General features: G+C 60.4%; 22 protein-coding genes and 1 pseudogene. 20 read left to right on the top strand and 3 right to left on the bottom strand.

The window, feature by feature from the left end; translation table 11 throughout:
* The first annotated feature begins 161 nt into the window (after window positions 1–161).
* From PNAP_RS27320 to PNAP_RS22380, 4 genes are read left to right on the top strand one after another with little or no spacing between them, the layout of a single operon-like run.
* Complete coding sequence (locus tag PNAP_RS27320) at window positions 162–329, top strand: hypothetical protein (RefSeq protein WP_157040497.1); 168 nt, start codon at window positions 162–164, stop codon at window positions 327–329.
* A gap of 30 nt (window positions 330–359) precedes the next feature.
* Window positions 360–1,328, top strand: a complete 969-nt coding sequence (locus PNAP_RS22370; protein WP_011798190.1) for a 2-deoxy-5-keto-D-gluconate 6-phosphate aldolase domain-containing protein — start codon at window positions 360–362, stop codon at window positions 1,326–1,328.
* Window positions 1,329–1,333: 5 nt separating this feature from the next.
* Complete coding sequence (locus PNAP_RS22375; protein ID WP_408633765.1) at window positions 1,334–2,656, top strand: glucoamylase family protein; 1,323 nt, start codon at window positions 1,334–1,336, stop codon at window positions 2,654–2,656.
* Between the two features lie 60 nt (window positions 2,657–2,716).
* A complete protein-coding gene (locus PNAP_RS22380; protein ID WP_011798188.1) occupies window positions 2,717–3,100 on the top strand; it encodes a hypothetical protein in 384 nt (127 codons plus the stop codon).
* A 158-nt stretch (window positions 3,101–3,258) separates the two neighbouring features.
* Here the strand turns inward: PNAP_RS22380 and PNAP_RS26275 are convergent.
* The 3 genes from PNAP_RS26275 to PNAP_RS27785 form a co-directional block, all read right to left on the bottom strand.
* A protein-coding gene (locus PNAP_RS26275; RefSeq protein ID WP_076611276.1) for an IS630-like element ISPna1 family transposase occupies window positions 3,259–4,391 on the bottom strand; the annotation gives its coding sequence in 2 pieces (ribosomal slippage) (window positions 3,259–3,959 and window positions 3,959–4,391; 1,134 coding nt in all).
* Between the two features lie 37 nt (window positions 4,392–4,428).
* Window positions 4,429–5,562: a phospholipase D-like domain-containing protein gene (locus tag PNAP_RS22395; protein WP_198140736.1), complete on the bottom strand. Its 1,134-nt coding sequence runs from the start codon at window positions 5,560–5,562 to the stop codon at window positions 4,429–4,431.
* The gene (locus PNAP_RS27785) at window positions 5,562–6,044 is read right to left on the bottom strand and encodes a hypothetical protein (protein WP_041377657.1); all 483 of its coding nucleotides are present in this window, start codon (window positions 6,042–6,044) and stop codon (window positions 5,562–5,564) included. The genes PNAP_RS22395 and PNAP_RS27785 overlap by 1 nt, the downstream gene beginning before the upstream one ends.
* 373 nt (window positions 6,045–6,417) lie before the next feature.
* Between PNAP_RS27785 and PNAP_RS28035 the strand changes: the two are divergent.
* From PNAP_RS28035 to PNAP_RS22480, 16 genes and pseudogenes are all read left to right on the top strand, one after another.
* Window positions 6,418–6,703, top strand: a pseudogene (locus PNAP_RS28035) (ArsB/NhaD family transporter); the annotation flags it as partial.
* 202 nt (window positions 6,704–6,905) lie between these two features.
* On the top strand, window positions 6,906–7,304 hold the full coding sequence (locus tag PNAP_RS22410) for a hypothetical protein (RefSeq protein ID WP_011798182.1): 399 nt from the start codon (window positions 6,906–6,908) through the stop codon (window positions 7,302–7,304).
* A 76-nt stretch (window positions 7,305–7,380) separates the two neighbouring features.
* Entirely contained in the window at window positions 7,381–8,667 is a 1,287-nt protein-coding gene (locus PNAP_RS22415) for a TolC family protein (protein WP_011798181.1), read from the top strand.
* The gene (locus PNAP_RS22420) at window positions 8,664–10,322 is read left to right on the top strand and encodes an efflux RND transporter periplasmic adaptor subunit (RefSeq protein WP_011798180.1); all 1,659 of its coding nucleotides are present in this window, start codon (window positions 8,664–8,666) and stop codon (window positions 10,320–10,322) included. Before PNAP_RS22415 ends, PNAP_RS22420 begins: the two co-directional genes overlap by 4 nt.
* Window positions 10,319–13,486, top strand: coding sequence for an efflux RND transporter permease subunit (locus PNAP_RS22425; RefSeq protein WP_011798179.1), 3,168 nt, complete (start codon window positions 10,319–10,321; stop codon window positions 13,484–13,486). Before PNAP_RS22420 ends, PNAP_RS22425 begins: the two co-directional genes overlap by 4 nt.
* Before the next feature lie 142 nt (window positions 13,487–13,628).
* Window positions 13,629–14,084 carry a hypothetical protein gene (locus PNAP_RS22430; RefSeq protein WP_232290857.1) on the top strand — a complete coding sequence of 152 codons (456 nt, stop codon included), beginning with the start codon at window positions 13,629–13,631 and terminating at the stop codon, window positions 14,082–14,084.
* Between the two features lie 189 nt (window positions 14,085–14,273).
* Entirely contained in the window at window positions 14,274–14,738 is a 465-nt protein-coding gene (locus PNAP_RS22435; protein ID WP_011798177.1) for a hypothetical protein, read from the top strand.
* A 13-nt stretch (window positions 14,739–14,751) separates the two neighbouring features.
* Window positions 14,752–15,012, top strand: a complete 261-nt coding sequence (locus PNAP_RS22440; RefSeq protein WP_011798176.1) for a DUF5676 family membrane protein — start codon at window positions 14,752–14,754, stop codon at window positions 15,010–15,012.
* 134 nt (window positions 15,013–15,146) lie between these two features.
* A complete protein-coding gene (locus PNAP_RS22445) occupies window positions 15,147–16,790 on the top strand; it encodes a multicopper oxidase family protein (RefSeq protein ID WP_011798175.1) in 1,644 nt (547 codons plus the stop codon).
* Between the two features lie 50 nt (window positions 16,791–16,840).
* Window positions 16,841–17,119 (top strand): DUF2933 domain-containing protein, encoded by a 279-nt coding sequence (locus tag PNAP_RS22450; RefSeq protein WP_011798174.1) that lies wholly within the window; start codon window positions 16,841–16,843, stop codon window positions 17,117–17,119.
* A gap of 2 nt (window positions 17,120–17,121) precedes the next feature.
* Window positions 17,122–17,790, top strand: coding sequence for a methyltransferase family protein (locus PNAP_RS22455; protein WP_011798173.1), 669 nt, complete (start codon window positions 17,122–17,124; stop codon window positions 17,788–17,790).
* 49 nt (window positions 17,791–17,839) lie between these two features.
* Window positions 17,840–18,133 (top strand): heavy-metal-associated domain-containing protein, encoded by a 294-nt coding sequence (locus PNAP_RS22460; protein ID WP_011798172.1) that lies wholly within the window; start codon window positions 17,840–17,842, stop codon window positions 18,131–18,133.
* 34 nt (window positions 18,134–18,167) lie between these two features.
* Window positions 18,168–18,404 (top strand): SHOCT domain-containing protein, encoded by a 237-nt coding sequence (locus PNAP_RS22465; RefSeq protein ID WP_157040499.1) that lies wholly within the window; start codon window positions 18,168–18,170, stop codon window positions 18,402–18,404.
* A gap of 159 nt (window positions 18,405–18,563) precedes the next feature.
* Complete coding sequence (locus tag PNAP_RS22470) at window positions 18,564–18,806, top strand: heavy-metal-associated domain-containing protein (protein ID WP_011798170.1); 243 nt, start codon at window positions 18,564–18,566, stop codon at window positions 18,804–18,806.
* The gene (gene ppk2, locus PNAP_RS22475) at window positions 18,803–19,657 is read left to right on the top strand and encodes a polyphosphate kinase 2 (protein ID WP_011798169.1); all 855 of its coding nucleotides are present in this window, start codon (window positions 18,803–18,805) and stop codon (window positions 19,655–19,657) included. The genes PNAP_RS22470 and ppk2 overlap by 4 nt, the downstream gene beginning before the upstream one ends.
* Before the next feature lie 23 nt (window positions 19,658–19,680).
* The gene (locus PNAP_RS22480; protein WP_011798168.1) at window positions 19,681–22,152 is read left to right on the top strand and encodes a heavy metal translocating P-type ATPase; all 2,472 of its coding nucleotides are present in this window, start codon (window positions 19,681–19,683) and stop codon (window positions 22,150–22,152) included.
* The last annotated feature ends 26 nt before the right edge of the window (window positions 22,153–22,178 follow it).

The raw sequence follows: 22,178 nt of genomic DNA on the forward strand, positions 1-22,178 counted from the left end.
GACGTGATCACTTTCCTCGCATGGCGTCGCCACATTCATCTTTCCCGAGGGTGCGCCACCGCACAGACGCTTCGCGCATGAACACGTACTTTGAGTGCACAAGACTATGATTGCGCATTCGCGATGCAGCCACGCCCAACTTCATTGAAGGAGTCCGTTCAATGACCCACAACCATTCCACTGCGGAGATGGAAACGGCATTCAAGGCCTCGGAATTTGAAGGTCGCGAGTCCAGCGGCATCCAGTTGGTGAGGAGGCAACTCGAAGATCACTTTCTTGAGAAACCTCCCGATACCACCGAATGGCCTGAAAAGCGGTTCGTGTTATGAGCGAGCCGCTACAGAATAGGTGCCCAAATCATGCCCATAGGCTATACCCAACCGTTGTACATCCTGCCTTTCGATCACCGCGCGTCTTTCGTGAGCGGCATGTTCGGCTGGCACGGCGCGCTCAAGCCTGAGCAGATCGCGCAAATCACCGCTGCCAAGCGCGTGATTTATGACGGCTTCACGGCCGCAGTGGCAGGCGGTGTTGACAAGGACAAGGCCGGCATCCTGGTTGATGCACACTTTGGCGAAGAGATCCTGCGCGATGCAAAACGCAGCGGAATCATCACCTGCGTCCCCGCCGAGAAGAGCGGGCAGGACGAATTTGACTTCGAGTTCGGCGACGACTTCGCGCGGCACATCCGGGCCTTTGCGCCGACCTTTTGCAAGGTGCTGGTGCGCTACAACCCCGAAGGCGATGCGGCCATGAACCGCCGCCAGGCGTCGCGTCTTCGGAGACTGTCCGAATACCTCGGTGGTGGCCCATCAAGATTCATGTTCGAGCTGCTGGTGCCCGCAACGCCCACACAGCTTGAAGCACTCGGCGGGGACGTCCAAGCCTACGACCGCAAGGTCCGGCCCGCACTGATGCTGCACGCCCTGCGCGAGCTGCAGGATGCGGGGGTCGAAGCCGATGTCTGGAAAGTCGAGGGCCTCGACAACCAAGGCGACTGCGAGCGCCTCGTCTCGATGGCGCGGCGCGACGGGCGCGCGAACGTGGGCTTCATCGTGCTCGGGCGCGGTGAGAACGAGCAGCACGTTCGCGCTTGGCTGGCCACCGCAGCGGGCGTAGCCGGTTTCATCGGCTTCGCGGTGGGGCGGACCACCTTCTGGGAGCCGCTGGTCGCCGTACGCGACAAGAAAATCACTCGCGAGGTTGCTGTGGCTGAAATCGCCCGGCGCTACCGACAGTGGGTTGATATTTTCGAGCTGGCCAAGGCTGCAGCCAGTTTTTCAGACGGGGTGGCTGCTGTAGGGCTTGCGAGGCCCCCGGAAGGTTGAGACTCGTGACCCCTCCTGTGCAGCAACATGCGATTTCGCTGAACTTCGGTGAAACACGGCTGGACGCATTGCAGCGGCATGCCTTCGAGTATTTTTTGCGCGAGACCAACCTTGCGAACGGGCTCGTCGCCGACAAATCGCAGCCGGGCTCGCCCGCAAGCATCGCCGCCGTGGGCTTTGCGCTGGCGGTTTATCCGGTGGGGGTCGAGCGTGGCTGGATGACGCGCGCGGATGCGCTGGCCCGCACGCTGGCGGTGCTGCGGTTCTTCTGGGCCAGCCCACAAGGAACTGCGCCCGACGCGACCGGGTACAAAGGCTTCTACTACCACTTTCTCGACATGAGCACGGGTCACCGCGCGGGCTTGTGCGAGCTGTCCACCATCGACAGCACATTCCTCATTGCCGGCATGTTGGCCGCCGCTGCGTACTTCGACCACGAGGACGAAGACGAACAAGCAGTGCGCACGCTGGCCGACGCGCTGTACTGCCGGGTCGATTGGGCATGGGCTTGCAACGGGGCAGCGACCGTAACGCATGGGTGGAGACCCGAAGCCGGCTTCCTGCCCTACCGCTGGAGCGGCTACGATGAAGCCACCTTGCTATACGTGCTGGGACTAGGCTCGCCGACGCACCCGCTGTCGGCCGAGAGCTACGCAGCCTGGACCTCAACTTACGAGTGGAAGACGATCTACGGCCACGAGCTGCTCTATGGCGGCCCACTTTTCATCCACCAGTATTCGCACATCTGGCTGGACCTGCGCGGCATCCAGGACGTCTTCGCGCGCGACAAGGGCATCGACTACTGCGAGAACAGCCGCCGCGCGACCTACGTGCAGCGGGAGTACGCCATCCGCAACCCGCTGGACTTTGCGGGCTACGGTGAAAACTTCTGGGGTCTGACCGCGAGCGATGGGCCAGGCTCGACGACGCGCCGCATCAAGGGCATAGAGCGTTCGTTCTTCGACTATGTGGCACGCGGCGCACCGTACGGACCCGACGACGGGACCGTCGCACCCTGGGCCGTGGCCGCATCGCTGCCTTTTGCGCCTGAGATCGTGCTGCCGACACTGCAGCATTTTCAGGACGTCTATCCACAGGTCACTGGCGAATACTGCTTCAGGTGCAGTTTCAACCTGAGCTTCTCGGACGAGGCTGAAAGCGATGGCCACGTGGGCTGGACATCGCCCTATCACTTCGGCATCAATTTGGGCCCAGTCGTGCTGATGTGCGAGAACTACCGGTCAGGATTACTTTGGCGGTTGATGAGAGCTTGCCCTGCCATCGTAAGCGGGCTGAGGCGGGCAGGATTCAGGAACGGTTGGTTATGAACGCGCCCGCCAGTCGAGCGCTCAGTCCACCGGGACACGCGCGGTGAAGCCGCATTACGTTTGGCTCATCTGGTCAAGCGCCTTTCTGATTTCCTGGGCTGTCCTCTACTTGGCCCGGCCGCCACTTCGTGCGGTCATGTGGCCGCCAATCTCGCGATCACGCTGTTCGGGCTCACGGAGCTGATCTTCGTGCCTGAATACTGGAATCCGCCCAGCCTCTTCAATCTGGCCCAACGCACCGGATTCGACATCGAGAGCCTGATTTTTTCTTTTGCTCTCGGGGGCACCGGCACGGTGTTGTACGACGCCCTCGCCGGACGAGACCTTGTGCCAGCCAGTGCCGCGTTACGCCAGGCGCTGCAGCACTGCCTGCATCGATGGGCAATGCTGTTGCCATCCGCAACGTTTGTGCCGCGCTGCGTCCTGCCTTGGAATCCGATCTAGGAGTCTGGGCGGCAGAGGGATTTAAAAATTCAGAGAAAATTTCGACCTCTCAGAATCGCTCAGGCTGCGTTTTTCGATGCAGGGAAGGGGTCAAGTACCCCCGAAAACGTTGACTTTTTAATGCATTTTCTTCTGGCGCTCAGACTCCTAGTGTCGCGTCATGAAAAATTTGTCGGGTAAAGCCGTTTGAGTTTGACGCGGGCATCCTTGGTGGTGAATTGCCAGTTGACTTTGGCCTGACGGTTGTCGCGGAGGGCTTGCCAGGCAGCGACTTCGCTTCGCACGGTCTCGATGTTGTCGATGCGCCGATCCAGACACTGGCTCACCATGACATTGATCTCAATTTCTGCCATGTTCAGCCAGCTGCCGTGCTTCGGGGTGTAGACAAACTCGAAGCGGTCCCACAGCGCCTTGGCTTTCTCCGGGGTAAACGCCTCGTACAGCGAGGCCGGCGTGTGCGTATTCAGGTTGTCCATCACCAACGTGATGCGCTCGGCGTCAAGGTAGCTTTCAGCGATGTCTTGCACGAACACCGCCCAGTCCAGTTTGGTCCGCCGCTCGGTGACCTTGGTCAGGCGCAGACCGGCCAGCGGCTCGCTGGCCATGAACACGTTGCACACGCCGCAGCGTTCGTACTCGTAGTCATGGCGCTCGGGCCGGCCGGGCGCCACTGCAATGGGCTCGCGCGTCTCGCGAATGAGTTGGCGAGGCGTCTCGTCCATGCACACCACGGGGTGCTTCGCATCGTAAGGCCGGCTGTAGATGTCCAGCACCTTTTCCATGGCGGCCACGAATTGAGCGTTGGCCTGGGGCGCGATCACCCAGCCGACTTTCCTCCAGGGCTTGAGTTCGTTTTTTTGAGCGTGCGGCGCACCGTCTCGTGCGAGACGCTATCAATCAATTCGAGCTCGACCAGCCGGTCGGCCAGCAGCCGCAGCGACCAGCGGGCCTGGCCTTCGGGAGGCGCCGAGCAACTCAGCGCCAACAGCTGCGCTTCCAGGCGGCCATCGATCAACAGGTCGTACTCGCACTTGGAGGGCTGGCGGTTCAGCGTCAGCGCCAAGCCTTCCAGGACAAACTTCTTCTTGATCCTGTCCACCTTGCGCTCACTCACGCACAGCATGGCTGCGATGTCGCAGGTGCGGGGGCGTTCGGTGCGGCTACCGGCTTGGTCGCAGTTAAGCAGTATCAAGGCATTGATGACCTTGGACGCGGCGTGCGTGCCTTTGCCCGCGATGTCCTGCAGCTCGACTCTTTCTTGTTCTGACAAGGTGACTTTGTAATGCTCCATCCCCCATTGTCTACGTCAATTACCTCATGACGCGACACTAGAGCCAGCGGCGCAAAGCTCGTCCGATGGCTTCGAGTGGCAGATTCGTCCAGGACCGCCCGGACCACCTGTCGCCATGGATCAGGCGCGAGGCGGATATGTCCTCGCAGAACTGCCGATGCAGGCGCTCGCAATCATCGGGTGCAGTCGTCGCGAGCAGCAACTCGTAGTTGAGAAAGAAGCTGCGGTAGTCGAAGTTGGCGCTCCCGAGCGTGGCCCAATGTCGGTCGACCACCACGGTTTTTGCGTGGAGCATGCGTGGCAGGTACTCGTAAATGCGCACGCCGGCGGACATCAGTGACGCGTAGAGCGCGTGCGCCGCCCATCTCGTGATCGGCACATCGCTCTTTGCCGGGACCAGCAATCGTACGTCGACGCCTCGACGCGCGCAGGCCATCAAGTGGTGCAGGGTGGACAGGTCGGGAACGAAGTAAGGCGTCGTAAGATAGATGCGCTCGTTGGCAGATTGGAACGCCTCGGCGTAGAGGCAGCGAATGCGATGCCGGCAGGCTCGCGAGTGGTTCGAGACGAGTTGCAGCTCGCGCACATCGCGCTCAACCGGCGTCCAGCAGCGGTGGCCTCGCCAAAACGCGTCGAAGAGGTACGCTGCATCGGCTGCCAAAGCTCCAGAAACTTCCGCGTGCGTGTCTCGCCACCGCGACTCGCCGTAGCACTGGCGCGAGCTCTCGCGGTGAATATTGAACCCGCCGATGTACGCGACACGGTCGTCGACAACGAGCAGCTTGCGGTGGCTTCGCCGGTTGTAGCGCAGCGGTTCGCGCCAACTCCAGCGATGGAACCATCGCAGTTGCACGCCGTGGTCGCGCAGGTAGCGCTGCAGCGAAGACGACGTGCTGCCCCAGGCACCTGCCGCGTCCAGATGCACCCGGACATCGACGCCCGCAGCAGCGCTTTTCACCAACGCCTGGGCGAATCTCCAGCCGACTTCGTCGCTGGCGAAGATGTAGCTCTCCATGCGCACGACGGTGTTGGCGCTATCGATTGACGCGAGCATCGCTTCGTACAGTGCGTCGCCCTCCGTGAACAGCTGATCGATTTGACTCAACCGAGCCTCGGATCGGAAACTGTGGATTCCCGGTTCCGGGCCTCGATACATCGGGTCGAGCATCATCACGATCGCAACTGACGCCGCGTGAGCAGGACGGCCACCGGGGGCAGGATGATCCACTGAAGAATGGGAACCAGGCCGACGTTGACGCCCCACAAAACCGGCATGTCGGCCGAGTAGGTCCATCCCTCAAGCCACCGCCCGCTCGTGGCGAGTACCTCGATGACGGTCGTGATCAGCACACCAACGATCACGAAAATTGCGATTGGCATGGGCCCCGACTGCTGCAGCCAGCCGCGGCCACGCCCAGATACCGCCGCGACGGTCCAGAAGGCGATGACCATGATTCCCGCATCGCCGAAGGCCGCGCGTGTGCAGTATTGCAACGCGTCGCCGTGCGGCATGCTGGCCATGCCTACGAACAGCGGCGACTGGATGATTTCCCATGGAAAATTCAGCAGGAAAGCGAAGCCCGCCAGAGCGAGTTCGGGCCAGCGAAGTGCATTCCGCAGCTGCTTCGAAAAGCTAGGTTTCGTAGGTTTCACAATCGCAAGAGCCTTGCTCGTTCGAACTTTATCGTCACCGATGCGGGCTCCAAGCCACACATGGTGTGCTCAACGGTGCCAAAGACCGCCGTTTGACCCGGAATGCCATCCGGCAGGTCGGGCCACTCGCGCAAGGCATTTTTCATGCGGTGGCAGGTCATTGCAGTGCCAGGAAACGATTCGGAGTGATTCTGCTCGCCACTCACTCCGCACTCCAAGAGTGGATCAGCGCTTCCAAGTTTACCCGCACCTTTTACTTGGGCAACCCAGTAAAAGTTCACTAGGAGTCTGGGCACTCAAACCATCCTGGGAATGGCCCCGACTTGCCAAGGCTTGAGGGTTTTGTTGCTTCCGGGTTCTTCTGCCATCGACTGGTCTGCGCAATGCTGGACACACAGGCCACCTGACCGGATTGCTCAATCAGTTCGCACACTCGTGTTGTATGGGGCGCAGTCAGAGGCACGGCTTGCTCACGGCCGTTTTTTCATCGGTGATGAACAATATGCGTACCGTGTTGGCCAGTTCTTTGTCAATCGATGTTTCTTCCGCCCAAGGCGCAGTTCGCGAAGCGATGATTTATGCCAACGTTATTGCCAGTGACCTGGGCCCGATGATCATGCCCATCGCAAGCCTTGGCGACACTGCTCTGGCTGCATTTGCCGGCAACCATCATCGAATATCTCAAGACTCCGCCCAGCCGCGCCCACGCTGCAACAATTGCTGGAAAGCAGGGACGAGCCTGTGCAAGGTGGTCGCTGCGCAAGATGTGGCTCAGGTCAAACTGGTGGTCGCGATCTTCATTTGGTTGAAGATTTATCCGATGATGATCCAGAAGAAGTCTTAATTCATTAAACTCAACTTATGTCCTGCATTCGCCGAACCCGTCTGGTTACAGCGTTATTCGCGCTGCTCAGCCTGCTGTTCATGCAGTTGGCGGTGGCGAGCTACGTTTGCCCGGGCACTGCATCAAAAGTCGCTGAAGTTGCGGCGATGGCCGAAGCCGACATGCCATGCGCTGAATCCATGACGCTGGCCATGGACGAATCGCAGCCTAACCTGTGTCAGGCACACTGCCAGGCCGGGCAGCAAACAGCCGACAGGTATGAATTGCCTGTCCCGGTCGTCATGGTTACTCTTCCGGCCGATTTCACATTGCCACTTATTGCCCAGGTGTTTTGGGGAGCGCCATTGCAAGCGCCCCACCTGAGGCGCACCACGGCTCCGCCCGTCGCCATCCGGAACTGCTGCTTTCGTCTCTGACCCCCTGATCACTTGACGCTTGCCTGAATGCATTTCTGATGCATTGGCAGGTTTTTATTCGTGCTCAGGAGGTTTTATGTCTTTTTCGTTTCCGATTTACCGGGTCGCCGTTGCTGCCGTGCTTGTTGCCATGGGGTCCCCGTCCTGGGCAACTGACCCGTTGACCCTGGTGGAGGCGCAGCGCATTGCGGTGGGCCGTTCCCAGCAACTGCTTGCCCAGGATGCGCTCATCACTGCAGCTCGCGAGCAGGGCGTGGCGGCCGGTCAATTGCCTGACCCAGTGCTCAAGCTGGGCATTGACAACCTGCCGGCCAATGGACCGGACCGGTTGAGCCTCACGCGCGACTTCATGACCATGCGCCGTATCGGCATCATGCAGGACATTCCACGGCTTGAAAAACGCCAGCTCAGGGCGCAAAAGTTCGAGCGCGAGGCCGAGCGGACTCGGGCGCAGCGCCTGTTGACGCTGGCCAATGTGCAGCGTGACACCGCACTGGCCTGGCTGGACCGCTATTACGCGCAAGCCCAGCGTGAGTTGCTGCAGCAGCAGGTCGAGGAAACCACTTTGCAGGTGCAGGCCGCCGACAGTGCCTTTCGCACCGACCGGGGCAGCCAGGCTGACGTGTTCGCAGCCCGCGCCGCAGTGATCACTTTGCAGGACCGCCTCAGCCTGATTGACCGCCAGTCCCGCAGCGCTACGTTGATGCTGGCCCGGTGGGTGGGTGCTTTGGCTGCTGAACGGCCCACAACCGGATCGCCGCCCTGGCAAAGCACCCCGCTGCAAGCGGAGGTTTCGCTCGAGCACTTCAAGCGGCATCCTGACCTACTGGCCGTAAGCGCCGAAATTGATGCCGCTGAAACAGACGCGCAACTGGCACAGACGAACAGGAAGGCCGACATCAGCGTGGAAGCAAGTTACGCCCAGCGCGGCCCGGCCTATTCCAACATGCTCTCCATCGGGGTTTCCATTCCCTTGCAGTGGGACCAAAGCAATCGCCAAAACCGTGAACTGAGTGCCAAGCTGGCCATGGTCGACGAGGCCAAGGCGAGGTATGAGGACATGCTGCGCAAAACCGAAGCCGAAATCCGCAGCCTGCTCAACGACTGGCAAACCGGCAAGGAGCGGCTGGCAAGGTTTCATGAGGAGCTGATTCCCAATGCTCGCCAGCGCTCTGAGGCAACCCTGACGGCGTACCGCACCGGCAAAAGCGATCTGGCCGCCGCGCTGTCAGCTCGGCGCGACGAAATCGACGTGCGCATGCAGGCCCTCACGGTGGAGATGGAAACGGCGCGCGCCTGGGCGCAGGTCAACTTCCTCCTGCCCGAACCACACACTTCGGCCACCGCCAAGGATCAACCATGAACAAAAAATATCTCCTTTTCGCGCTGCTGGCTGCTGGTGTACTGGGCGCTACGGGGTACGTCTTGTATGCCCTGGGTGCCAAACAGGCTGGAACCATGCCAGCGGCCCCTATGAATATGCCTGCCGATGCTGGCGCCAGCCCAACCGCAGGCCCTCAAAGCATGGCAGAAGGAGAAGAGGCGACGCGCCGGCACATCAGCGCAGGACTCAAGGCCGGCGACACCGATCCAGTGACCGGCAGCAAGATCTTGTACTACCGTGACCCCATGGTGCCGGCCAGCAAGTTTGACAAGCCGGCCAAGTCCCCTTTTATGGACATGATGCTGGTGCCGGTCTACGCTGCAGGACAAGCCGATCAGGGCAAGCTCATCGTGAGCCCGCGCATCCAGCAAAACCTGGGCGTGCGCACCGCAGTGGTCACCGATGGCACATTGTCGCCACAGGTGTCTGCCGTCGGCAGCATCGCTTTTAACGAACGTGACCAGGCGACGGTTCAGGCCCGTGCCACTGGTTATGTCGAGCGATTGCATGTGCGCGCCACGCTCGACCGGGTCAGGAAGGGACAGCCGCTGCTCGATCTTTATGTGCCCGAGTGGGTGGCAGCGCAGGAAGAGTTTTTGGCTGTTAAACGCATGCAGGGCAGCGACCTTGCATCGCTGGTCGATGGCGCCCGGCAACGCATGCGCCTGGCGGGGATGAGCGACGAACAAATCCGTCAGGTTGAGGCCAGCGGCAAGTCGCAGGCGCGCTTCACCATCACGGCGCCGCTGGGCGGCGTGGTCGTCGAGCTTATGGCCCGCGAAGGCATGACGGTGATGGCCGGAACGACCCTTTTTCGCATCAATGGGCTGTCCACTGTTTGGGCGAATGCCGAGGTGCCCGAAAGCCAGGCCGCCTTGGTGCGGCCAGGCGCCAAGGTGCAGGCGAGCAGCCCGGCGGCCCCAGGTATGACCTTCGACGGCAAAGTTCAGGCCATCCTGCCGGAGGTCAATTCGGCAACCCGCACGCTCAAGGCCCGGCTGGAGCTGGACAACCCCGGCGCGCGCCTGGTGCCGGGCATGTTTGTGTCAATGCATTTCATGGGCATGCAGGCACAAAAGTCGCTCTTGGTGCCGACCGAAGCGGTGATTCAGACCGGCAAGCGCACGGTTGTCATACTGGCAGAAGAAAATGGATGGTTCAGCCCGGTCGATGTGCAACCTGGCATTGAAAGTGGCGGCCAGACCGAAATCAAGCGCGGGCTGCAGGCCGGTCAGCGCGTGGTGGTGTCTTCGCAGTTCCTGATCGATTCGGAAGCCAGCCTCAAAGGCGTGGAAGCCAGGCTCAACGAGAACCCCAAGCCGGCTGACGCTACTGCTACTACTGCCACTGCCGCACCGCGGCATGAAGGCCAGGCCAAGGTCATGGCCATTGGCAAAGAGGCCATCACGCTGTCGCACGGTCCGATTGCCACGCTCAAGTGGGGCGCGATGACCATGGATTTCAAGCGGCCTGCACCCCCAGACCTGCCCAAAAATCTTGCGGTTGGCAGCCAGGTCGGCTTTGAATTTTTCATGGATGCCGAAGGCTTGCCGCAGCTGACACGGGTCACGCCCATGGCACTGGCAGCACCAGCACCAGGCGCTGCCCCAATGGCTGCAGGGGAGCAGAAGTGATCGCCCGATTTATTCGCTGGTCCATTGTCAATCGCTTTTTGGTCCTCTTGGCAACCCTGATGCTGGGAGCCTGGGGGGTGTATTCGGTGCTCAGGACACCGTTGGACGCCTTGCCCGACCTGTCGGATGTGCAGGTCATCATTCGCACTTCCTACCCAGGACAAGCGCCGCGCATTGTTGAAAATCAGGTCACCTACCCGCTGACCACGACCATGCTGTCAGTGCCGGGCGCCAAGACGGTGCGCGGCTACTCCTTTTTCGGCGACTCTTTCGTTTACGTTCTGTTCGAAGACGGAACGGATCTCTACTGGGCGCGCTCGCGGGTGCTGGAGTACCTCAACCAGGTCCAGTCGCGTCTGCCTGCGCAGGCCAAGGCCTCGCTCGGCCCGGACGCAACCGGCGTGGGCTGGATTTACCAGTATGCGCTGGTAGACCGCAGCGGCACGCAGGACCTGGGGCAGCTTCGGGCGCTGCAGGACTGGTTTCTCAAGTACGAATTGAAGACGGTGCCCAATGTCGCCGAGGTGGCTTCGATCGGCGGCATGGTGCGGCAGTACCAGATCGTGCTCGACCCACAGAAACTGGCTGCTTACGCCATCCCGCACACCAAGGTGGCCGAAGCCGTCCAAAAGGCCAACCAGGAAGCCGGTGGCTCGGTCCTTGAGCTGGGGGAGGCCGAGTACATGGTGCGGGCGACGGGTTACCTCAAGGGCCTGGAGGACTTTCGCGCCATTCCCTTGACCACGACGGCGGGCGGCGTGTCCGTGCGCCTGGGGGACGTGGCGCGCATCCAGATCGGTCCGGAAATGCGCCGCGGCATTGGCGAGCTCGATGGCGAAGGTGAAGCGGTCGGCGGCGTGATCATCATGCGCTCGGGCAAAAATGCGCTGGAAACCATCGCGGCCGTCAAGGCCAAAATGGCGCAGCTCCAAGCGAGCTTGCCCCAAGGCGTTGAAGTCGTGACCACCTATGACCGCTCTGGCCTGATCAACCGCGCGGTGGACAACCTCACGTACAAGCTGCTGGAAGAATTCCTGGTGGTGGCGGTGGTGTGCTTTGTGTTTCTCTTTCACCTGCGTTCGGCCTTGGTGGCCATCATTTCGCTGCCGCTGGGCATTTTGGCCGCTTTCATCGTGATGCATTACCAAGGGGTAAACGCGAACATCATGTCCCTGGGCGGGATCGCAATCGCCATTGGCGCCATGGTCGATGCGGCCGTGGTCATGATCGAAAATGCGCACAAGCACCTGGAGCATTGGGCCCACGCCCACCCCGGGGAAAAGCTCGAGGGCGAAACGCGATGGCAGGTCATTGGCGACGCAGCAGCGGAAGTAGGGCCTGCGCTGTTCTTCTCGCTCTTGATCATCACACTGTCGTTTATTCCCGTGTTCACGCTCCAAGCCCAGGAAGGCCGGCTGTTTGCCCCGCTGGCGTTTACCAAGACGTATGCCATGGCAGCGGCTGCCGGTCTATCGGTGACCTTGATTCCAGTGCTGATGGGGTATCTGATCCGGGGCCGAATTCCGGACGAAAAAAGCAACCCCCTCAACCGATTTTTGATTGCGGTCTACCGCCCGCTGCTCAATATCGTGTTGCGCGCGCCAAAAATGACCCTGGTGGTGGCCGGCATTGTTTTGGCGACTAGCTTGTGGCCGCTGCAGCACATTGGGGGCGAGTTCATGCCGCGCCTGGACGAGGGTGACCTGTTGTACATGCCGTCGGCACTTCCCGGACTGTCTTCCGGCAAGGCGGGCGAGTTGCTGCAACAAACCGACCGGCTCATCAAGACCGTGCCCGAGGTCGCCAGTGTTTATGGCAAGGCTGGGCGCGCCGAAACCGCCACCGATCCGGCACCCATGGAAATGTTCGAGACGACGATCCAGTTCAAGCCAAAAGACCAATGGCGCGCTGGCATGACCCAGGACCAACTGGTCGAAGAACTCGACCGCATCGTCCAAGTGCCTGGCCTCTCCAATATCTGGGTGCCGCCGATCCGCAACCGCATCGACATGCTGGCCACCGGCATCAAGAGCCCGGTGGGCGTCAAGGTCGCTGGCACGGACCTGCAAACCATTGACAAACTCTCTAGCGAGATCGAACGCGCCTTGAAAGACGTGCCGGGCGTGAGCAGCGCGCTGGCTGAAAGGCTCACCGGCGGGCGTTATGTGGACGTCAACATCAAGCGCGATGCCGCCGCCAGCTTCGGCTTGAACATTGCCGATGTCCAGTCGGTGATCAGCTCGGCCGTTGGCGGCGAGAACATCGGTGAGACGGTCGAAGGCCTGCAGCGTTTCCCCATCAACATGCGCTACCCCCGTGAGCTTCGCGATTCCATGGAAACGCTGCGCAGCTTGCCTTTCGTCACAGAGCGTGGCCAGCGTGTGGTGCTGTCCGACGTGGCCGACATTCGCATCACCGACGGGCCACCCATGCTGCGCAGCGAAAACGCGCGCCTCTCGGGATGGGTCTACGTGGACATTCGCGATCGCGATCTGCGCTCTGCGGTGCAGGACATGCAAAAAGCCGTGACTGAAAAGGTCAAGCTTCCGCCGGGGTATTCCATCTCCTGGTCGGGCCAGTTTGAATTTCTGGAGCGGGCAACTGCCAAAATGAAAATCGTGGTGCCGTTCACGTTGATGATCATTTTTGTGCTGCTGTACCTGACGTTCAAGCGTTTTGACGAGGCAGTGTTGATCATGGCAACGCTGCCGTTTGCACTGGTGGGCGGCATCTGGCTGCTGTACCTGCTGAGCTACAACCTGTCGGTCGCAGGCGCTGTCGGGTTCATTGCATTGGCCGGTGTTTCTGCGGAGTTCGGGGTGATCATGCTGCTGTACCTGCGCCATGCCTGGGATGAGCGCCTTGCGCAAGGCAAGACCAATGCTGAAGATCTGCTCGATGCCATCCGGGAGGGCGCGGTCTTGCGTGTACGGCCCAAGGCCATGACGGTGGCCGTTATTTTGGCCGGCCTGTTGCCGATCATGTGGGGCACCGGCACGGGCTCCGAGGTCATGCAGCGCATTGCCGCGCCCATGGTGGGTGGCATGATCACTGCTCCGCTGCTGTCAATGTTCGTCATTCCAGCGGTGTACCTGTTGATGCGCAGGCCGCGAGAAACTCAGCGGACATCGGGCCGCTTCTGGAGGCGCCGTGCAGTGGTTTAGTTAAGCCTGGCTTGGGCTTGCTCTGGCTGATGGACTCGGCGTTTGATTGCCAAGCTTGTAAGCTGATGCCGCGTTTGTTGATGTGAATCAATTATTAGTTACCCAATGCGCGTAGGATGAAACCTCTGTGACCTCAACCACCATGAAGCTTTTTTCCAACACCCGCGCCAGGCGCAGCACCATATTCATGGTGTTGCTGGTGTGGTTGTTTGCGTTGGCTTCAGGAGTTGCGAATGCGTGTTTGCTCGAAGCACGTCAAACGCACGCTCATAGTGCTATTGATATGGCTGCATCTTCCGAATCTGCCGCGCATGCGCATGCAGCTGTGATATTGCCCGGTCACACCGGAGCCGTTGCCGATGGCATGGGTGAGCAGCAGTTCAAGGCGCCGTGCCTGAAGGTGTGCGACGATGGCACGCGCTCTTTTCCCAAGCAGGACGGGGCAGTCGCCCAGAACGATGCCGGTCCTGCGCTCCTCGTTCAGGTTCTCTGGGGCAAAGTAGCGCCTAGCATTCCGACGCTTCATCACATAGATGCCGAGCAGCCAGCCACGCCTGAGCTGCCCATCCGCATTCGCTTCTCGCGTCTGGCCATTTAGCGGCCTTCCAACGTTTGACCCTGAGCCTCGCGCTCTGCGGCCTGCGTTCGTATCTCCCTCCAATTTGCTTTTGTGCCCCCGAGGCCGTGAAAAGCGGACTTGAGTCTTGCACCAGCGCGTCAATGCCTACCCAAGGCACAGCGCTGCACACCGTATTGTATTTTTTTGTCACCTGACCAGGAGTCTGTCATGACCCGTTTTCGATGCATTCCCCTTGCCATCGCCTTGATTGCCGCCAGCGTATTGACTGCGTGCAACTCGGCTCCGCCGCTGATGATGCCCATGGGCACCGCGTCTGCCAGCAGCATGGGCACACCCGCCCAGATGGGCAACATGGGCAACATGGACCAAATGGATGCGCAGATGAAAACGATGCAGGCCATGCACGACAAGATGATGAGCGCGAAGACCCCTGAAGAGCGCAGCAAGCTGATGGCAGAACACATGAAATCCATGCAGGACGGCATGGCCATGATGGAAGGCATGTCCGGCGCCGGCAAGGGCAGCATGAAGGGCATGCCGGGTATGACGGGCAATATGGGCAATATGGGCGATATGGGCGCGCACCGGCAGATGATGGAAAAGCGCATGGAGATGATGCAGACCATGATGAAAATCATGATGGACCGCATGCCAGCGGCGCCCGCCAAATAAAGGAGCCCATGCCATGACACCGCTTCGCACGGGCCTGGCGCTGGCCATCACCGTCGGGCTGTTTTATGCCCTGTGCGCGCTGGTCTGGGTCTTGGCGCCCGGTCCGTTCCTGGGCTTCATGAACAGCCTGTTCCATGGCATGGACTTCAGCACCATGGTGCAGCCGCGGCCATTCGCATGGCAGGAATTCCTGATGGCGCTCCTCGTACTGAGCACCTGGGCTTTTTTTGCCGGTGCTTTCTTTGCGTGGTTGTCCAACCGATTGACGCGTTGATCAACTCCCGCTTAGGGAAATTTGCAGCCATCGCGCAGGGCGGTGGGTCCAACGGCCCATACCCTATTTTGTTTAGCTTGCCACCGGGTTTGACGACCTGGCGCAAGCGTTGAAGGTTAGAAAAGAAAAGTCCTATGTTGAAAAGAAGACAATTGTTTCAGCTCGCCGGCGTGGCCGCCTGGATGTATTCCGGTGCTGGTCACAGCCAGGAAGTGGCCTCAGTGCCATTTCGCCACTACCCCCTTGATCCCGTCGACACTGCCAACTTCCGGCAAAAGCTTTTCGTGCCCGGTAACAGCGGTCCGTTCGGCGTGCTCGATGTCGCGGGGCCTTTGAAGATTCGCGCCACCGCAGCGAATTTTCCGATCCTGCCTGGCCCCAAAACGCCAATCTCTTCGCCGTTTTTGCTTTACCAGACCGAACACGCGGGCAAGGCCTACCAAAATCCCATCCTGCGCATCGAGAGTGGGTCGCGCTTTACGGCCAGCCTGGACAATGCGCTGCCGGAGCCGACCATCATCCACTGGCACGGCCTGCACACGCCCGCTGCCATGGACGGTCATCCGGTCAACACCATCGCCCCGGGTGGCCGCTACGACTACGACTTCACGGTGCGAAATCGCGGCGGCACGTACTGGTACCACACGCATGCGCACGGGTTGACCGCGAAGCAGGCTTATAACGGTCTGGCGAGCTTTTTCCTGGTGGACGACGACGACCAGCGCCGCCTGGCCAAGGCACTGGATCTGCGACTGGGCGTGACTGATCTGCCCCTGGTGATCCAGGACAAGCAGTTCGACGCGCAAGGCAAGCTGCGCTACCAGCCCAACGCCCAGGAGTCGATGATGGGCTGGCTGGGCGACGTGGTGCTCGCCAACCTGACGCCCAATGCCGTACAGACTGTCACCCCGCGCACCTACCGCCTTCGGCTCCTCAATGGGTCCAATGCACGCATCTACCGGCTTGCCTTCGTCACCGGCAAAAAACGACTCAATTTCACCGTCATCGGCACCGACGGCGGCCTGATCGAGCGGCCCGAATCGGTGACCGAAGCCTTTCTCGCACCGGGGGAGCGTCTCGATGTCCTGTTCGATGCCGGCCAAGCGCAGATCGGCACGGACATCTTTCTCAAAAGCCTGGCATTCGATCCCATGGAAAACGAAGGACCCGCCATGCCCGGCATGGCGGGAATGGCGGGAATGGAGCATGGCGCCGGGCATGGAGCGCCTGGCGTAGCCTCGTCACGGCTAACGCTGGGTGTCGAGTTCAATGTGCTCAAGCTCTCGGTCACGGCTGGGGAACGTATCGTTGCCAAGCTGCCAGCCACGCTGTCCAAGGTTAGCGCCATTCCCCTCCAAGGCGCCACACAGCGCAAGATTGAACTGTCGCTCGAAAACATGCGCTTTCTCATCAATGGGCGCACTTTTGTCATGGACGAGATCGCGTTTGATGTGAAGCGTGGCGCGGTGGAGGTCTGGAGCATCAGCAACCCGACTCTAGGCATGCCGCACCCGATGCACATTCACGGTTTTTCGTTTCAGGTGCTGGAGCGGCTGGGCAGCCCGGCCCAGGTGTCATCTTCGGCGCGTTTTGGCAAGGGGCGCACGGCGGGCGATCTGGGCTGGAAGGACACCGTGCTGGTATGGCCGGGCGAGACGGTGCGTATTGCCATCGACTTCACCCATGATTTTCCCGGCGATCAGACCTATCTGCTCCATTGCCACAACCTCGAACACGAGGACGCCGGAATGATGATCAACTTTCGCGTGCAAGGCTGAAAGCGGCTTGATGCGCAGGCTGTAGGCCGTTCAATCCAGGAGATTTTCAAATGAACCACGATCATTCCCAGCATGACTCCGGGCCGAAGCCCTTCTGGGGCTCGCGCTATTCGATCGGCCTGATCGTCTTCGGCGCGATTGCCGCGTATTTCCTGCTCAGCGAGCACCGCGCGCACTTTTTTGGCGCACTGCCGTTCCTGCTCCTGTTGGCCTGCCCGCTGATGCACATCTTCATGCACCACGGACATGGCGGCCAGGGTCACAACCACGATGGCCGGCAGCACCCGGAAACGTCCACACCGCCGCAGCCACCCAAGATTGGAGAATAGTGATGAACCATGACACCCCCGCCTACGGACTTTGGATGCTCGTCGTCATCAATTCGGCTATTTTCATCATGTTTGCCTACAGTTTTTTCAAACCGGCAACGGCGCGGGACTGGCGGACCTTTGGATCTTTTGCCGCTTTTGTCGTGGCCTTGTTCGTCGAGATGTATGGTTTTCCTTTGACCATCTACCTGCTTTCAGGATGGCTGCAGACCAGGTATCCGGGCCTGGATCTGCTCTCACACGATACCGGTCACCTGTGGTCGACTTTGCTGGGTGAAAAAGGTGATCCGCACTTTGGTGTCCTGCATCTTGCCAGCTACCTCTTTCTGCTCGGAGGTTTTATCCTGCTGTCCAGCGCCTGGAATGTGCTGTACCACGCACAGCGGCAGCATACGCTGGCGACCACCGGGCCTTATGCCGTGATTCGCCATCCCCAGTACGTGGGGTTTGTTTTGATCCTGCTTGGTTTTTTGTTGCAGTGGCCGACGCTGCTGACTCTGGTCATGTTCCCCGTCCTGCTGGTGATGTATGGGCGCCTGGCGCTGACAGAAGAGGCCGAGATGCGCGCGCAATTTGGCGAAGCGTTCGAGCGTTACGCCCAGCGCACGCCCCGGTTTATCCCTCGCATGGGCAAGGCCGAGCCGACAGCTGACTCGGTGTCCAAAAGATGACCTGGGTTTTTCCGGCGATTTTCATTTAATTTTTTTAGGAGTTTGATATATGAACACGATTGATTTGCAAGTCGAGGGCATGAGCTGCGGCTCATGCGTCAAGCACGTCACGCAGGCGTTGCAGTCGCTGCCGGGTGTCGGCGGTGTGGAGGTCGATCTTGCGTCTGGCCGTGTCCGGGTGAGCGGTGAGCTGGCGCCAGGCGGCGATTCCCTCATGACGGCTTTGACGGCCGCGGGTTACCCCGCGAAGCTGGCCACAGACGCTTTAACTTCTTCTCCGGCCTCGCCGCCGAAAGCCTCGGGCTGCCACAGCGGCAGCACGGGGGGTTGCGGTTGCCGCTGACAGCGATGAAACCTGATTAACTGGAGGAATAAGAATGTTTCAAGACTACGGTTACTACATGGTTGGCATGCACGCCTTCTGGTGGATTTTCTGGATCATCCTGGTTGTGTCGATCCTGTTCAGTGGCAGGGGCAGGTCGGAGCGTCGCCACGACCGCGGGCGAGAGACACCGCATGAAGTATTGCGTCGCCGTCTGGCCAATGGGGAGATCAAGCCCGAAGAGTATGAGCAGCACAAGGCATTGCTTGATCAAGACACCGTACCAAAGTGACACCTCAACTTGAACCTGTTTCCCCCACGGAATAAACCATGCCAGCAACCAACTCTATTGACCTCGAGCGCTTTCCGTGGATGACCTCCACCACGCCCTTGCTCTTTGGCGTTGTACCAAACGCCTGACCACGGACTCTTCACTCAAGGAGAAACCAATATGCAATCCATGACTTTCGACATTCACGGCATGACCTGCGGCGGTTGTGTCGGCGGGGTGCAGCGCACGCTACAGAAAATTGATGGCGTGAGCGACATTCAAGTGTCATTGCACTCCGAGAAAACCATCCTGAAGGTGGATCCGTTGCATGTCAGCGCCTTGCAGATTGAGGTCACCATCGCGAAGCTAGGCTACCAAGCCAATTTTCGCCCCTCTGCAATTGATGGGCAGGTGGCATCATGAGCAAGAAAGGCCATAAAAAATCCGAAGAACGGACAGGGGAAGCTGCCGGAAGTGCCACCAAGGCGAACACTCCTGAGCTGGGAACTCATTCCATTTCGCTCGAAGATTATGAAGCGCAACTGCACCTGTTGCAGGTGGAGCTGGTCAAGCTGCAGCGGCACTTTATCGGTTGCGGCGACAAGATTCTGGTGCTGCTGGAAGGGCGTGACGCAGCCGGAAAGGATGGCAGCATCAAGCGCATTGTCGAGTACCTGAGCCCGCGTGAAACGCGCGTCGTGGCTCTTGGCAAGCCCTCGGATCGGGATCGTGGCGCATGGTACTTTCAACGCTACGTAGCCCACCTGCCGACAGCCGAGGAATTCGTTCTCTTGAACCGCAGCTGGTATAACCGCGCGGGTGTCGAGCATGTGATGGGGTTTTGTACCAAGGAACAACATGAAGAGTTCATGCAATCGGTTCCGAAGTTCGAGGAGATGCTGGTCAACTCGGGCATCAAGCTGCTGAAGTATTACCTCGACGTCAGCAAGACCGAGCAGGTACGGCGACTCGAAGAACGCAAGCGCGACCCGCTCAAGCAGTGGAAGACCAGTCCGATCGACGCCGTTGCTGTCAAGCACTGGAAGGCGTACTCCGAGGCCCGCGATGCGATGCTGCTGCGAACGCACACCGCAGTCGCGCCGTGGCGCATCGTGCGGGCGGGCAACAAGCGCCTGGCGCGCCTGAACCTGATGCGCGACATCCTGTCCCGGCGGAATTGCGCCGGCAAGAAAAGCAAGATTGTCCAGTCCGATACGGGCATTGCGTTTGAGTTCACGCCGGACTGCATTGACGCCAGGTGGCTAGCGCGCTGAATCCCATCTTTCAAGGAAAACACATGAAAACAAGCACCGTCGAAGTCGGAAGACTGGTCTCCACCCTTAGCGCGGCGGGCGTCGAGCGGCAGCTCTCGACGCTTGCGGGCGTCCACCATGTGGACGTGAACTACGTGGCTGGAAGCGCTACCGTGCACTACGACGAAACGCAGACCTCACTGCAGGCAATCGGGCAGCGCATCATCGATTGCGGCTATCACTGCCGCGGTGAACTCGTTCCCGCCCATGTCTGCGGTCCGGTGCATTACAAGATGACTGGGGATGCTCACGCCGGCCACACGGCAAATGGGGATCACGCGGCGCACGGCGGCCAAGGCGCAGTGGTCAAGACTGTGGCACCGGGGCACGATGCCCCAGCGGGTCACGGCGAACACAGCGCGCATGAGGGTCACGGTGCCTCGTCCGCAAAGGCAACGAGCGACATGATGCATGACATGGGCCATGGAGAGGGCATGTCGATGCAGGACATGGCCAACGACATGCGCAACCGCTTCTTTGTAGCCCTACTGTTCGCCATTCCGGTGTTTCTGTACTCGCCGATGGGAAGCATGTTCGGCGACTTCGCGCCCCCCTTTGGCCTGGATCGCAAGTTGTTCCTCTTCATCGTTGCAACCGGTGCCATCGCCTATCCCGGTTGGCCTTTCTTCACCGCCGCCTGGCGCGCTGCCCGCAACAAGGTGGCCAACATGGCAACCCTGGTGGTTCTCTCGGTCGGCACAGGCTACGTCTTCAGCGTGGGCGCTACCTTTTTCTACGAGGGCGAGGTGTTTTATGAAGCGGTAGCCGTGCTGCTGGTCTTTATCCTGCTCGGGCATTGGCTGGAGATGCGCGCGCGTGCAGGTGCCTCGGACGCGATTCGCGCCTTGATGGACCTGGCCCCGCCGCTGGCCACTGTGCTGCGCGGCGGCGTCGAAACCAAGGTACCGACCGCCGAGGTGTTGGCCGGAGAAACGGTGATCATCAAGCCGGGTGACAAGATTCCAGTAGACGGCGAGATCCTTGAGGGCGGCTCGCAGGTCGATGAATCCATGTTGACCGGCGAATCAATGCCAGTGAAGAAAGTTGTCGGAGATTCCGTTATTGGCGCCACGATCAACAAGAGCGGCAGCTTTCGCTACAAGGCCACCAAGGTTGGAGCCGACACGGCGCTGGCCCAAATCGTTAAGTTGGTCCAGGAAGCTCAGAACTCCAAGGCGCCGGGGCAGTTGCTGGCCGACCAAGCCTCGCAATGGCTGGTTCTGGCCGCCATTGCCATCGGTCTGATCACTTTCGGCGTCTGGTTTTGGGTCATGGGCCAGCCGCTGCTGTTCGCGCTGACGCTGACAATCACGGTTTTTGTGATCGCCTGTCCTGACGCGCTCGGACTGGCCACGCCGATGGCGATCATGGTTGGCACCGGACTCGGGGCGATGAACGGCATCCTGTTCAAAAACGCCGCCGCGCTGGAGAACGCCACCAAACTCACGGTCATCGTGTTCGACAAGACCGGCACGCTGACGCTCGGGCAGCCCGATGTCGTCGAGATGGTCGCCGCACCAGGCGTCAGCGAAGGAGAGTTGCTGGCAACCGCGGCTGCCGTCGAGAAGTTTTCTGAACACCCGCTGGCTTTGGCGGTGCTCAAACGGGCGGGCACTACGCCGACCGAGATCGCGTCTGGTTTCACCAACATTGACGGGCAGGGTGCCCACGCCACAATCAGCGGCGAAGTGGTGTTGCTCGGCAACCTCAAGCTGATGCAGTCCGAAAGCGTCGCAATGGAGGCTCTTGCCGCCGAGTCCGCCAGGCTTCAAGGCGGTGGCCGCACCGTGGTTCACGTCGCTCGGGGAGGCAAGCTCATTGGCCTGATCGCCATTGCCGACGCCGTGCGGCCAACCTCCATGGCGACAATTGCCAAGCTGCAGGAGCGCGGAGTCAAGGTTGCGATGATTACGGGCGATAACCAGGCCACGGCCGAGCGTATCGGCAAGGAACTGGGCATTGACATTGTGCTTGCCGATGTGCTGCCAGGCCAGAAGGCTTTCAAGATCAAGGAGTTGCAAGACCAGGGCCATAAAGTCGGCATGGTCGGCGACGGCATCAACGACGCGCCGGCGCTGACCCAGGCCGATGTAGGCTTTGCGATCGGCGCGGGCACCGATGTCGCGATGGAAAGCGCGCAGGTCATTCTGATGAAAAGCGACCCGTACGACGTGGTCGGGGCGATCGAGCTGTCTCGCGCTACCCTGCGCAAGATGCACCAGAACTTGTGGTGGGCAGTTGGCTACAACGTGATCGCTTTTCCGCTGGCAGCCGGCGTCTTCTATCCCTTCACGCTGTCGCCCGAGGTCGCAGCGTTGTCGATGTCAGGCAGCTCGGCCGTCGTGGCGATCAATGCGCTGATGCTCAAGCGCACCAAGCTGGCCGGCATCAAAAGTGCACGGCTGCAAAGCGTGCCGAGTGTCAGTGCGCAGGTTTCCTCGGGAGCGGCGACATGAGCGAGCAGATCTGCCCCACTCGCCTG

It is taken from the genome of Polaromonas naphthalenivorans CJ2 (genome assembly GCF_000015505.1).
Lineage (GTDB): Bacteria > Pseudomonadota > Gammaproteobacteria > Burkholderiales > Burkholderiaceae_C > Polaromonas > Polaromonas naphthalenivorans.